At 76.5% G+C, this 14,486-nt stretch carries 4 protein-coding genes; all 4 read right to left on the bottom strand.

The window, feature by feature from the left end; all coding sequences use genetic code 11:
- Nucleotides 1–4: 4 nt before the first annotated feature.
- Complete coding sequence (locus tag WMF24_RS46165) at nucleotides 5–1,711, bottom strand: carboxypeptidase-like regulatory domain-containing protein (RefSeq protein ID WP_437733862.1); 1,707 nt, start codon at nucleotides 1,709–1,711, stop codon at nucleotides 5–7.
- Between the two features lie 389 nt (nucleotides 1,712–2,100).
- Nucleotides 2,101–10,005 carry a hypothetical protein gene (locus WMF24_RS46160; RefSeq protein ID WP_437733861.1) on the bottom strand — a complete coding sequence of 2,635 codons (7,905 nt, stop codon included), beginning with the start codon at nucleotides 10,003–10,005 and terminating at the stop codon, nucleotides 2,101–2,103.
- Nucleotides 10,006–10,136: 131 nt separating this feature from the next.
- Nucleotides 10,137–11,933, bottom strand: coding sequence for a S49 family peptidase (locus WMF24_RS46155; RefSeq protein ID WP_437733860.1), 1,797 nt, complete (start codon nucleotides 11,931–11,933; stop codon nucleotides 10,137–10,139).
- 58 nt (nucleotides 11,934–11,991) lie between these two features.
- Nucleotides 11,992–14,073 (bottom strand): zinc-ribbon domain-containing protein, encoded by a 2,082-nt coding sequence (locus WMF24_RS46150; RefSeq protein ID WP_437733859.1) that lies wholly within the window; start codon nucleotides 14,071–14,073, stop codon nucleotides 11,992–11,994.
- Between the last annotated feature and the right edge of the window lie 413 nt (nucleotides 14,074–14,486).

Genomic DNA, 14,486 nt, shown 5'->3' with positions numbered 1-14,486 from the left:
GACTTCACCTGGACGTCGACGGGGGGAGCGGCAGGACGTAGGAGCCGTCGGGCGCCGACCGGGTCTCGCCGATCTGGATGACCCGCGAGGCCGCCTCCTGCGCTGCGTCGCTCGGGACCGGGAGCCAGGCCACGACCGTGGCGTCGCCGAGCGGGGCGCCCGACGCGTCGCGGACGACGCCCTGGAGCACGGCCGGGTACGGCATGGTGAGCTCGAGCTCGGTGACCGCGGCGCCGTCCGCGGAGACCGCGAGGCGCGGCCTCACGAGCCACGGGTAGGTCGAGCCCGGCGTCGGCCGGACCGAGAAGTCGAACTCCCCCGGGTCGGCGCCGAGGGAGAACGCGCCGTTGCGCAGGACCCCGGACGCCTGCCGGGGGAGCAGCGGCTCGGTGCTGAGCACCTTGCCGAGGTAGGTCTTGACCTCGCCGGGCGACGGGACCGCGAACACGCCCGCGCCGTCCATCAGCTCGCCCGCGGGCCCCTGGACACGGCCGCGCAGCGTCCCGGCCTCCGGGATGTCGACCGACTGGCCGCAGTAACAGTCCTCGCCGGCGGGGAACTTGAGCGACCGCATGGCCGTGGCCTTCGTGGTGTCGTTGATCGGCTGCGCGAAGATGACGTACTCGCCCGGCGGGAGGTCGGCCCGGAACAGCCCCTCCGCGTCCGTCTCGGTGTCCAGCTTGTAGGCGGCGTTCGGCGCCCGCTCGATGTCCGCGCTCTGGATGCGGACGGCGGAGAGCACCGGGTTGCCCTTCGCGTCGACCGTCTGGCCTTCCACCCGGCGCGCCACGGCGTCGAGCTGAAGCAGCGAGAGATCCAGGTTCCCCGTGGACCCCTGGAGCGCGATCGAGGCGAGCTCCCAGTAGACGGTCGGCCGCGGCACTCCATCCCTCGGACGCAGCCGGACGAGCGGGCTATTTCCCTTGCCGTCCCAGTGGAACTTCACGCTGAAGCCGACCTGCGTCGCCGTCCCCGGCTGGCCGGGATCGCGCTGCTCGAGGAGATCGACCTGGGAGATGACGCTGCCGGTGATCGGGTCGACGAGGTCGAGCCTCCAGCCGTCGACGCGCATGCCCCCCGGCACCTGCAGGCTGCCCTGCAGCACGGCAGGCGCCTCGGCGTTGACGCCGAGCTTCCACACCTCGGGGATCGACTGGCTCGGCAGGAAGATCGGCGGGGGGATGTCGTCGGTGCACTCGCTGTGCGCCTGCGGAACCAGGTAGATGTGGTAGTCGCCGGTGGGGACCGCGATCTGGAACGTCTGGCCGTCGGCGCCGTCCGGCTGCGAGAACGTCGAGTAGCTCTGCGCGGGCAGCCCCACGACGGGCGCGACGCGCCGGAGCTCGACCCGCACAGGGAATTGCCCGCCGGCGAGGCGACCGCAGTAGGAGCCGCCCATGCGCAGCGTGGCCTGCACGCGCGCGGGCGCGGGGATGTCGAGATCCAGGGACCGCACCTGCCCGCCGGCGTCGTGCGGCGAGAAGCTGCCGCCCGCGTCGACGTCGAGGAGGTGGGAGACCTCCGCGCCGAGCTCCTGCGAGGGGCGCGGCCGGACTTCGAGGATGAGCCCATCGAGCTGCGCGCTTGTCGAGACGCACGCGCGCTGCCCGCCGACCTCCGCGCACGCCGCGCCCGCGCCGCAGTCGGCCGAGCTGCCGCAGGCGTTCGTGGGGCCGGCCTCGCTCGTCGAGAGGGGGATGCTGCAGGCCATCGCTCCCGGCAGGCAGGCGAGCAGCGCCGCACGCAGGATCCGACGAGACGAGGAACGCAACGCGCGGTGCCCGAACGGGTCCGCACCCGAGCAGGCGCAGGAAAAAATCACGGTACGAAGAGAAGGCGATGTTCGTGCCAACCAGCCGCTGGTGTTCCGGGCAGCGCGCGGCGTGCGTCCTGTCGGCAGCGCGGTCCGCAGGGCGCGGCACGGCTGTGACAGCGGTGTCGCGTCGAGCTCGGAGCGCCGATGCGGCCAGGCCGCAACCGCCGCGCCAGGGCGGCGCCTGGGCGCGCATGCAGCGGCTTCGGGTAGGACGGGGTGCGACATGCTCGCCGGCGCCGCAGGGCGCGCCGCGACCGACGTCGGGGCGGCCGCGGCGTCGGCGCTCACGTGCCCGCGCGGAAGCGCGAGCTCCCCGCGTCGACACGCCGGAGCGAGGGCACCGTGCCGGGCTGCCATCGCGCTTCGGCGTACTCCATCCGCGTCGCGAGGCGTACGAGATCGGCGATCTCCGGGTGCGCCGCGCACGCGGCGGCGAGCCCCTCGGGCCTGGACAGCGGGACGGCGAGCTCCAGGCCGCGCTCCTTGATGGTCGCGCGCACCGCCGTGGCGACGCTGCCCGCGGCGAAGAGGCCCGCGCGGCGCATCGCGGTGCGGGTCGTCTTGATGGCGCCCTCGTAGGTCATCTTGCTGGCGCTGTCGCACATCTCGCGCAGGCGACGCTCGGCGCGCGGCGGGATGAGCTGCCAGAGGTTCTGCTCGAGCCGGACCACGGCGGGGTTGCCGCGGGTGCTGTGCGCGGTGGCCTCGAGCGGTCCGAACGCGGCGACGATGGCGGAGAGGAGCGTGCGGAGCTCGTCCTCGGTGCTCGTGTTCGCGAGGACGTGATCGGGCATGGCCCCGGCGAGGTGCGCGCCGAGCAGGTAACGCAGCTCGGGGGTGTCCTCGCGGACCTCGCCCCGCAGGAGCACGGCCGGCGGGTTCACCCGGACGACCTGGCCCTCCGGCGAGGACGGCGCCGGCGACGGGGCGCGCTGGTGGTAGAGCGCGGTGCGCAAGAGGCCCAGGTGACCGGCCACGACGCCGTAGATCTCCCCGAGGATCGTGGGCGAGGTCGGCTGGACCCGCTCGGAGGCGACGAGCCCGGCCTGGCCTGCGTCGCGGCGATAGAGGCCGGTCTCCCAGACGATCGCGAGCGCCTCGTTGACCGGAGACTCGAGGTCGCGGAAGAGCAGGGCGCTCACGAGCTCCGGCGCGTCGCGCTGCGCCGCGAGGAGCGGGGGCGCGATGAAGCCCTCGCCGCGATGATCGGACGCCTCGTCGCCCTCGAAGGCGCGCAGCACGTGCTCGATGGCGCGGGCATACGTCATGTTCTTGTCGGCGATCGCGGCCGCCTGGAGGCGCTCGAGGGTGCCCCGGTCGCCGAGCCGCAGGTGGGCCTGCATCCGGCGGACCGCCAGCGCCTCACGGGAGCGATCGTCGCGCGGGGCGAAGCTCTTCATGAGCCGCTCGCCAGCCTCGTACGAGCCCGCGGCGAGCTCGCGGAAGAGCGCGGCCTCCTCGAAGCTCTCGGCCGCGGACGGCGACCACGAGGTGAGGAGCCGCGTCGCCGAGGAGGGCGGCTGGATCGACGTCGGCGCAGAGACCGGCGCCGCGGCGAGCGGCGCGCCCGCAGCGGCGCGGCCCGACGGCGCGCCGCCGCGCACGGCGCTGCCCTCCGCGGCGCCCTGCGCCGCGCCGGCGGCGGGCGCCCGCGCGGGCGCGGCGGCCCCCGGACCATCGAGCAGGTCGTCGTCGGAGAGCGCAGGCGGCGGGGCCTGGGAAGCATCGGCGGCGATCAGCGACTCGTCGAGCGGATCGTTGAGCTCGACAAGATCGAGGTGCGGACCGCCGGAGGCCGGCGCGCTGCCGCTCGCCGGCGCGCGGGCGCTCGCGGGCCCGCTGCTCGCCGGCGCGCGGGTGCTCGCGGGCCCGCTGCTCGCCGGCGCGCGGGTGCTCGCGGGCCCGCTGCTCGCCGGCGCGCGGGCGCTCGCGGGCGCGCGGGTGCTCGCGGGCGCGGCGCCGCCCACCGCCGAGGGGGCGCTGGGCGATGCCTCGGGTGCCGCCAGGACCGGCTCCGCGGCGGCGCCCCGGACCTGGGCGTGGAGCACCTCCTCGGGCGGCAAGGTCGCTCGCTCGCTGGCGAGCTCGGCGTTCAGCTCGGCGATCTTCAGGCCCAGCGAGCGATCCGAGCCCGCGAGCACCGTGGCCTGGGCGAGGATCTGCGCCGCGCGATCCGGATCGGTCGACGCGTGCAGACGCGCGAGCTGCATCAGCGCGCGCGCGCGGTCGATCCCCGAGCTCTGCGCGACGAGCTCCTCGAGCGCCCTCCGGGCGGCCTCGGGCTCGCCGCGGGCCGCCGTGAGCTCGAGCTGGCGGCGCAGCGCGAGCGCGCGCGTCTCCGGCTCCGCCGCGGCCTCCTCGAGCAGGCGCGCGGCCGCCTCGAGGTCGCCGGCGTTCTGCGCGGTCTCCGCGGCGGCGAGCGCGACCCGCCCGCGGGCGCGCATGCCCTGGAGATCGCCGCCGAGCGCGCGCTCGAACAGCGGGAGCGCGGCCGAGAAATTCCGCTTCAGCGCCAGGCGCTCCGCCATGCCGAGCGCGACCAGCGTGCTCGGGCCGACCTCGGCGTGGCGCCGCGTGAGCTCGCGCATGCCCGCGCCGTGGCCCTGGATGACGTCGAGCGTCTCGGCGAGCAGGAACGCGTGCAGATCGACGTGCGCCGGGCGCAGGCGCGGCGCGATGCGGCCGAGCTCCTCCACGGCGGCCTGCGCGTCGCGCGGCGTCCCGGTGCCGCGCAGGCGATACTCGATGCGGCGCGCCTCGAGGACGGCGTCGGGGGACTCCGGGGCGAGCTTCACGGCGCGGCGGGCGCGCTCGAGGGCCGTGACGTCGTCGCCGAGCATCGAGGTGGCGCGCGCCGCCTCGACGAGGAGCTGCGCGCGCCGATCGGGGGCGTCGCGCGACGCGCTGGCGAGCTGATCGAGCGCCGCGGCGAGCGCGTGGCCGTCGCCCTCGCGGCGGGCGATCTCCACACGCAGCTCGATCACGGCCTCGCGCGGGGCGATGCGCGCGACGCTCTCCAGCGTGTCCTTCGCGGACTCGACGTCCCCGCCGGCGAGGTAGCTGCTGCACGCGCGGAGGTTGTACTCGGCGCGCTCGTCGGTGGTCGTCGCGAGGTCGCCGAGCCGGCACCAGAGCGGGGCCGCGCGGAGCGGGGTCCCGAGGCGCTCGTGGATGTCGGCGAGGAACCGCAGCGCGCTCACGTCGTCCGGCGACGCCTCGAGCAGGGCCTCCAGCTCGGCGCACGCCTCGTCGAGCAGGCCGAGGCGCTGCTCGAGCAGGGCGGCGCGCCGGAGCCGCAGCGCGCGCCGCGTGTCCGGCAGCGGCGCGGCCTCGATGCGGCGCGCGAGGAGGGCGGCCACCGCGGCGTGATCGCCGCGGTCGCTCGCGTCCTGCTCGACGACCTCGAGGGCGTAGAGGTCGGCGGGGTCGAGCCGCGCGATCGCCTCGTAGAACGCCACGGCGGCGCCACGATCGCCGAGCTCCTGCGCGAGCGGCGCGAGCTCGCGCAGCACGAGCAGCCGCTCCGCGTCGCCGGCGGAGGCGTCCTGGAGGCGCGTGAGCACGTCGAAGAGCAGCCGGCGGTCGTCGGCGCGCCGGGCGAGCCGGATGAGCTCGTCGAGGTGCGCCTTGTCGAACGGGGTCTTCTGCGCGGCGTCGAGGAGGAGCTCCAGCGCGCCGTGGAGATCGCCGCCGGCCGCGAGGAGGCCCGCGAGCTCGCGCGTGAGCTCGAGCCGGACCGCCCCAGGCAGGTCCACGCGCGCGAGCTCGGCCTGCACGAGCGCCTCGAGGTCGCCGCTGCGCCCCTCGGCCAGGTACAGCCGCCGCAGGCGGGTGACGATCTCGGTGCGCGCGTCTGCCTGGAGCTGTCCGCCGGCGAGCGCCCGCTCCAGGGCGACCGTGGCCTCGGCGCGCTGGCCCTCGCGCTCGTGCTTGTCGGCGAGGTGGAGCAGCGCCTCGAGGCGCCGCGCCACCGGCAGGGCGTCGTCCAGCGACCGCTTCAGCGCCTCGTCGCCGCTCGACTCGACCGCGGCCTCCGCCTCGTAGGCGAGCGCGTCGTCCTCGGGCGCGCGGCGCGCCGCCTCGACCAGGAGCGCCGCCGCGACAGGCGGCACGTTGAGCGCGCCCGCGAGCTTGCTCGCCCAGCGGAGCAGGCCGGGGCCGACGCTCGAGTGCGGCCTCATGGCGGCGGCGTACACCGCCGCGACGAGGTGCGACGCCGGCTCGGTCTGGCGCGCGAGCTCGCCCACGACGTCGAGGAGCGTCAGGAACTCGTCCACGTCGCCGTCGGCGAGCATCGCGCGCTCGATCGCGGCGAGGGCGAGCGCGGGCGCGTCGAGGACCTCGACGGCGATGCGCGCCATCGCGAGCCCCGCGCGAGCCCCCTCGGGGCCCTCGAGCTTGGCGATGCTGGCCTTGACCGCGCGGTCGAAGCGGATGGCCTCGACCTCGGGCTGCCCGGTGTGCGCGACGAGATCGCGGATGGCCGCGCCGACGTCCTCGACGATCGCCGGATCCGGGCGCACGACCATCGCGCGGAGCAGGATGTCGAGGCGCAGCCGGAGGCCCTCCTCGGTGCGGCCGGTGAGGGCCGCGGCGCGCTTCAGCCACGCGTTGCGCGACGCCGGGTCGGCCGCCGCCGCCACCCGCTCGAGGGCGCGCACGGCCTCGGACGGCTCGTCGACGTGCTCGGCGAGCCGCGCGAGCAGCACGTACGACGTGCCCTCGGTGGGCACCGCCTCGAAGCTGGCCACCGCGTGCGCGAGCGCGAGGTCGAACGCGCCGCGCCGCTCCAGCTGCCGCGCCGCGCGGTAGTGGGCGGCGCGGCGGCCATAGCAGCCCAGGGCCGCGTCGGCGAGCAGCCGGTAGGTCTTGTCGAGGACGGCGACGCCGCCGTCGGCGTCCGCCGATTTCTCGACGAGCGCGACGGCGTCGGCGCGCAGGGGATCGAGCTCGATCGCGCTCGCCGCCGCGGCGAGCGCCCGCTCGGGCAGGCCGTGCTCGTGCGCGAGGTTCGCGGCCTCGATCAGCAGGCTGGCGCGCCGCCTGCGCTCGGGGCCGACGTCGCCCGACCACCTGCCCTCCTCCCCGGCGGGCGGCGCCTCGACTCCGCCCCGCACCTCGGCGGCGCGGGCGACGAGCGCCTCGATGGCCGCCTCGACGCCGGCGAACTCGCACATGTCCCGCGCGTAGCGCTCGATCCCGCCGCTCGGCGCGACCTCGCTCGCCCGGAAGAGGGCCCGCTCGGCGCCGCGATGGTCCTCGGCGAGGTCCCAGAGCAGGCTGCCGAGCTCGCGCCACGCGGCCGCCGCCTCCTCCGCCGCGTCGCCGCCGTGCGCGGTGAGCGCCCTCGCCTTCGCCTCGGCCAGCGCGATCGCGCCGTCGGAGCCGAGCCCCTTCGCGTCGAGGAGCCACGCGTCGAGGCGATGGACGCGCGCGAGGACCTCCTGCGGGTCGGCCCCGGCCGCGGCGGCGCGCGCGAGCTCCCGCGCCGCCCCGTCGGGGTCGCTGCCGTCGAGGCGGCAGTCGGCGAGCATGAGCATGAGCTCGACGGCGTGCGCCGCGGTGATCTCGACGGCCAGCCACCGCTCCAGCACGGTCACCGCGAGGTGAGGATCGCCGGCGCGGCGCGCGAGCTCGAGGAGCCGCTCGCGCAGGAGCGCGTTCTGCGGGCCGAAGACGTCGAGCGAGCGCCTCGCGAGGGCCGTGCCGCGCTCGGGGTCGAGGTCGTAGAGCGCGTGCAGGGCGCTCGCGAGCGCGGCCGCCATCTCGCCGAGCGGCTTGGGCTGCGCCAGGATCCACGCGAGCGCGTCCGAGAGCCGGGCGGCGTCGCCCGCGGCCGCGGCGCGGCGGATGAGCTCCGCGGTCGCCTGAGGGGACCCGGGCCGCAGCGCGAGCCAGCGCTGCGTCCACGCGAGCGCGAGCGGCAGCTCGCCGAGGAGCTCGAGCGCCCTCGCGAGGCCGTCGCAGAGCGCGCCGCGCGGGAACACCGTCGTGATGGAGCGCTCGATCGCCGCGGCGACCGCCCGGTCCACCTCGAACGGCGGCGCCTCGCCCGCCCCGGCGGCGGCGGCGAGATCGGCCGTGAGGGTCGAGGCGAGCGTGGCCACGGCGCGGGTGCATGACGGATCGGCCTCGCAAGCGAGCACAGCGATATCGCGCGCGAGCGCCGCCTCGCCGACCCGCTCGTAGAGCGCCGCGGCGAGCGAGAGCAGCACCGCGCGCAGCGCCGGCCAGACCGGCGCCGCGAGCTGGACGATCGCGTCGGCGCGCTCCCGCGGGCGCCCCGTCCGCGTGGCCAGCACGAGCGCGACGCTGGCGGCGCCGCGGTGCCCCGGCGCGTCGCTGAGCAGCGGCAGCACCTCGTCGAGGGCGCGGGCGTCCTGGCCCTGCCGCCGGGCGATCGCCGACAAGAGGAGCCGGACGCGCGCGAGCTCGACCCGCGTCAAGGACGACGCGCGGATCGCCTCGGATCTCGCGGAGCGCGCGGCCTCGCCCTCCGCGGACGCCGGCCGCGTCGCCTCGGCCAGCCGCGCGCGGAGCAGGGCGTCGAACGCGGCGCCTCCCCCGGTCCGGCGGCTCAGCCGATCGAGCGCCAAGAGGCAGCCGCGGTCGGTCGGCAGCGCCCGCGAGAGCCCCACGAGCGCCTCCTCGTAGGCGGCGCGCGCGGCGGGGCGGCCCCGGTAGATCACGACGAGCCGGCGGAGCGCGTCGATCCGCGCCTCCGCAGTGTCCGCGCTGCGGAGCGCGCGCTGGGCCGCGGCGAGCGCCTCGTCCTGCGCCTTGAGCCGCTCCGCGATCCGCTGGAGACCCGCCGCGGAGCGCTCGGGGTCGCCGTCGACGCTCTTCAGCGCCTCGAACGCCCACTGCGCGAGCCCCGGATCGCCGATCTTCTCCTCGGCCAGGCGCGCGAGCTCCGAGAGCGCGTCGATCCGCCCCGCCGCGTCCTCCCTCGCCCTCGGATCCGAGCCCTCGCCGATGCGGATGAGGGCCTCGACGAGGGGCGCCATGTCGTGCAGGGTCGCCGCGTGCTCGCGCAGCGCGGAGCGCGCCGCCGCGTTGCCGCCGTCGCTCGCCGCGGCCTCGATCCAGGCCTCCACCGCGCGGTCGGGGCTCGCGAGCGGGCCGGCGAAGAGCCGCGCCAGCGCCGCGTACGCCTCCGCCCGCGGGGCCCCCTTCCGCTGCTCGGCGCGGATCTCGAGCCGCGCGGCCACGAGCTCGTGGAGCCCCGCCTGCTCGAGCACCTCGTCGATCTCGCGGGCGGCGTCGCCGTCGACCTCCGCGTCGAGCCCAGCGTCGAGCACGCACCCGACGGCGCGCGCCCAGTCGCCCTCGTTCGTCGCGCCCTGGAGCCGGTGACCGTGGACCTCCCTCGCGCGCTGCAGGAACGAGGCGCCCTCGGCCGCGCCGCTCTGCGCCCGCGCCGCGAGCGCGTCCGCGTGCGCGCGGAGCACCTCGTCGGCGGCGCCGTGCCTGCTCCGCACGAACAGCGCGGCGGCCATCGCCTTGGCGGCCAGGTCGTCGTGAGGGGCGATCTCGAAGGCGCGCAGGCGATCCTCGAAGGCCGCCTCCCGCTCCCGCGCCGCCTCGCGCCGCTTCGCGGCCTCGAGGTACGCCTTCGCCGCGACCTCCGGGAGCACCTGGTCCGACGCCCAGGCGGAGATCGTGCCGAGCAGCTCGCTCGCCATCGCGTCGTCCGGGGCGAGCTCGCTGGCCTCCTCGAGGGCGTCGACCGCGCCATCGACGTCGCTCGCGCGCGCGAGGAGCACGGCGATCTTCACGAGCAGCCGCGCCGTCGCGCCGGGCGGCTGCGCGTCGTCGCGCAGGCCGCGCAGCGCCGCCGCGGCCAGGGCCGGCTCGCCCAGCCCCGCCAGCCAGCCGGCCAGCTCGCTCCTCGTCGCGGGATCGTCGCCCAGCGAGAGCGCGCGGCGCGCCAGCGCCGCGGCCGTGTCGACCTCGACGCCGCGCGCGGCGAGGATCCTCGCGAGGGCGAGGGCCGCCTCGCGCTCGCCTTGCGCGTCGCCGGCGGCGCGGCGCTCGTCCACGCGCGCGCGCCAGTAGGCCTCTTCAGCCCGCGGGCCGCGGTGGCGCGACACCGGCGCGACCGCCCGGCTCCCTCCGATGAGGAGCTGCCCCGCAGAGGCGGGCCCCGCAGGCTCCATCAGCTCCAGCGACTGCGGCGCCCTCCGCACACCCGACGCTGATGCTGCCCGATCCGGAGGTGAAGAGCTCATTTCGGCGACCCGCTTCGGGTATGCTGATGCCGCTCAGCCTACCAGAACGACCGAGGTACAAGGCCAAACTTCCGGTGCGATTCTCGCGCTTACCGGAGCGTCACCGCGAACGGTAACACCGTGAGCGCCCGCTCTCCGGCCAGAAGAGGCGCCATCGACGCGGCGAACGTCCCGAGCTCCGGCGCGACGCCGAGCCACTCGGGCAGGAGGGCGCCCGCCATCGCTTCCCGCGCGCGCGCCTTGAGCGCGGCGCGGTCGGGGGTACGCGCGTCGCCGCTCTCGGCGGTTTCGTCGCCGGCGGCCAGGAGCTCGAGCAGCCCTCCATCGTCCTGCTCGACCTCGACGGGCGCGTCCTCGGGCAGGCTCGCCAGCTCGCGCGCGAGCGCGATCGCCCGCTCCAGCCCGCCGAGCTCATCGACGAGCGAGCGCCCGTGGGCCTCGGCGCCGCCGAAGATCCTCCCCTCGGCCGAGGGCGCGACCGTCTCCAGCGGGAGATTCCGCCCCTCGGTGATGCGCTTCAGGAACAGATCGTAAACCGCCTCCATGGAGGCGAGCACGCGGGCGCGGGTGGGCTCGTCCCAGGGCGTGAGCGCCGACATGTACGCGGCGCGCGCCGCGCGCTCCGGATCCGGGTTGGCCGCGACCGTCTCCGCGTTGATCCCGATGTCCGCGAGCGCCTTCCCCACGGCGAACTTGCCGCCCACGACGCCGATCGAGCCGATGACGCTCGTCGGCTCGGCGACGATCTTGGTGCCGGCGCAGGCGAGGTAGTAGCCGCCGCTCGCGGCCATCCCGCCGATCGAGACGACGAGCGGCTTCTCCTTCCGCAGCCGCATCAGCTTCTGCCAGAGCAGATCCGACGCCAGCGCGGATCCGCCGGGCGAGTCGATCCGGAGCACGACCGCCTTCGTGCTCGCGTCCTCGGTGAGGCGCGCGATCACCCGCCCGAGCTCGCGCTCGCCGATCCCGTCCGACGACCCGAGCGGCACCCCGCTCGCGGTCATGGTGATGCCGCCGATCGCCGGGACCACCGTCACGTGCGGCGTGCCCAGCGAGCTCGCCCCGGCGACCGAGCGGAACACGTCCACGAGGCTCCTCGAGAGGCTCGGGTCGCGTCCGGCGCCGCCGAAGCGCGGCACCGAGCGCTCGGTGCCGGCGAGCTTCTTCGCGTCCTCGAGCGCGGCCTCCACGTCGCCGAGCTCGTCCACGAGCCCCCTGGCCTTCGCCGCCTCCGGAGCGAACGGGCCGTCCTCGAGGGCCTCGCGGAGCTCCTGCTTGCCGCGCCCCTCCACGATGGCCGACAGCCACGCTTCACGGAGCCCGCCCAGCGCGGCCTCGAGCGACTGACGCGCCTCGGGGCTCGCCCCTTCCCGCGTGAACGGCTCGCTCGCGCCCTTGAACTTCCCTACCTGGAGGAAATCGACGTCCACGTTGAGCTTGTCGAGCAGCCCCTTGGCGAACACGAGCTGCGCCGCGATCCCCACCGTGTCGACCTGCCCGGCCGGGCTCAGCCAGAGCTTGCTGCAGGCGACGGCCGCCAGCAGCATCGACGCGTTGTTGTACTCGTCCGCGTGGCACACGACCGGCCGCCCCGCCTCGCGGACGTCGCCCAGAATCCGGCCGATCTCGTGGGCCCGCGCGAACGGGATGCGCGCTGTCCCGAGCCGCACGAGGAAGCCCTTCGCGCTCTCGGCCTCGGAGAGCGACCCGAGCGAGCGCACGAGCTGCACGTGCGTCCTGCTGCTCGGCGGGCCGAAGATCGACGCCGACGCGCTCTCGGGGAGCCCGCGCGAGAGATCGATCTCGACGACCGCGGGCTCCTCGATCCCCCCGGCGGCGGGCGCCGGCAGCGACGCTGCCCGCTCTCTCCCGGTGCAGCCTGCCATCGACGCTGCCACCGCGAGGACGCCGACGCCGGCCCACCCGCTTCGTCGCGTTCGGCGCTCACTCATGCTTTATCCCGGGCAGGTCGGAGGTATCGATCTCCGGTTGCGGCGCGGTCGCGCCCGGCGGCACGTGGACGCCGGGGAGGTCGCTCGTGTCGATGGGGCTGCCGCCCGGGGCGACGTAGTCGTCGGGCACGCGGCCGTCGTCCGGCGCCGGCGCGCGGCGGGGGCGAACGGACGCGGCCGGCGCGGCCGAGGGGCTCGGGTCGGGGGCGCCGGCCGCAGGGCCCTCGCCACGCGCGCTCGAGGCCGGCGCGGCGCCGCCGTCCGGCTTGCTTGGCGCCTTCTCGAGGCGATCGATGAAGGCCCGGAGCGGGTGCGCGAGCGGGTGCGGCCGGCTCATGGTGAGCAGGCGATCGTTCTCGGCGCGCGCGAGAGAGAGGTCGCCGGACCGCGCGAGCGCATAGACGAGGAGCGCCCGCGCCCGCCCGGGGATCTGCTCGCTGCTCGTCGCCGCCTGGAGCCGCGGGAGCACCGCGGCCCAGCTCGGGTGATCCTCGGCGAGATCGAGCGCGGCCAGCGTCAGGGCGTTCTCCGGCTGCGCGCTCTCGGCCGAGATCGTGCCGACGAGGCCCCGCGCGGCGGCGAGATCCCCCTGCATGCGGTGCAGATCGATCGCCGCGCGCTTCACCCCCGCGTCCTCCCGCGCGACGCGGCGCGCGTGCTCGATCGCCTTACCGGCGCGCTCGAGCGCGGTCTTCAGCTCGTGCCGCATCGCCTCCAGATCCGGGTCCTCCGGGGCGAGGAGCTGCAGCCGCAGCCACCGCATCTCCGCGTTCACCGTCTCGAGCTGGGCCAGCTCCGCGGCGACGCGCGGGTCGTCCTCGGCGAGCGCGCTCGCCTTGACGAGCTTGTCCCTCGCCGTCTCGATCTCCCCCTCCGCGAGGCTCCGCTTCGCCTCCTCGATCAGGGTCGGCACGCGATCGTCGCGCGTCACCGGCGGCGCCTGGACCGCTGGCTTCAGGTACTTCGGCCCGAGCGTCGCGGCGCTCACCACCGCGAGGCCGACGACGATGAGGCCGACGACCCACCGCGCGATCCCGGTCCTCCGCGTGGGCAGCGCGGTCATGCGCGTATCCCCGTCCGTGTCGTCGGCGTAGAAGGAACGGCCCTCGGGCTCCACCGGCGCGCTCTCGTGCGCCGGCGCCCCTGCGTGCCGCGCGGCGCGCTCCCCGCCGCGCCTCGCGATCGGGCCGTCCTCTCCCTGGCTGTCGCCCGCCGACGCCGCCGCAGGCTCTGCGCGCGGCGGCGGGACGCTGTTCGGGATCCGCAGCGGAACGGGCCCTGAGGCCCGCCCCTGAGAGTCGGCGCCCGCGTCCCCGGGCCTCGAGCTGCCGTGGCGCGCCTCGGCGACCCCGGCGCCGCGCAGCGTCCGTGGCTCCGGCCGCCGCGCGGGGTGCCCGTCCGGCAGCGGCGGCGCCTCTTCCGGCGGCACCACGACCCCGGGCAGCGCGTTCGGCTTGAGCATCGCCCGCGCGGGGGCGCCGGCCTCATCGTAGACGGCGGGCATCGTCGCGCGGCGCGGCGAGGGCCGTTCCCTGCCCGACTGGATCTCCCGCACCTCCCGCACGATCGTCTCGGCGTCGTGGATGGACTCGGGGGCGACCTCCGCGCTGCCCTCGGCCCGCGGGAGCGGGATCGCGACCGAGCCGTCGGTCTGCGCCGGCGCTGGGCCGCCGAGCCCCTGGGGCGTCACCGATCTCGAACGGCTGGGCAGCGGCGAGGGCCCGCCGATGCCCAGCGCGGTCCCGGCCATGACCACGCTGCCCGGGCCCTTGAAGAACGGCTCCAGCTCCGCGATCGACCCGAGCCGCCGCGGCCTGGCGTTGCCGCGCGAGATCACGTCGTCGCGGGTGATCTGGCCCTGCGAGATCGCGGCCTGGAGCTCCCGGAGCATCCTGAACTCGAGCTCCCTGCCGCCGAGCGTGCGCACCACCCACTTCTCCGGGAGGGTGCCGTCGGTGCGGCGCACCTTGAACTGGTAGCCGCAGTTCGTGCACTTGACCGACGTGCCGCGCTCCGACACGAGCGCGTCGTCGAACTCGTACTCGGTGCTGCAACGCTCGCAGGTGACATCCATCTGCTCGACCGGTCCCCGTGTCCTCGCGAACGGCTGGCCCCCAGGCGTCCGCCTGCCGGGGTTCCCTCGTTCGGAGGTGGCCGCCCGGAACTCGGCGGAACGGTAGCACGGGTTCCCCTGCGCGCCCCAAGGCGTCGCGCCGCACCGCTCCATCGCTGTCGCGCGCCGCTCCATCGTCCCCGGTCGCCAGCGGGCCTTCCCCGGTCGCCGGCGAGCTTCCCGGTCGCCAGCGGGCCTTCCCCGGTCGCCGGCGAGCCTCCCGGTCGCCAGCGAGCCTTCCCAGGTCGCCGGCGAGCTTCCCGGTCGCCAGCGAGCCTTCCCCGGTCGCCGGCGAGCCTCCCAGTCGCCGGCGAGCCTTCCCCGGTCGCCGGCGAGCCTCCCCCGGTCGCCGGCGCCCCTTGGCCTGCCAGCGA

The organism is Sorangium sp. So ce1335 (assembly GCF_051521615.1).
GTDB lineage: Bacteria > Myxococcota_A > Polyangia > Polyangiales > Polyangiaceae > Sorangium.
Note: the sequence above shows the minus strand (reverse complement) of the source record. Positions and strands in the feature narration are given on the sequence as shown.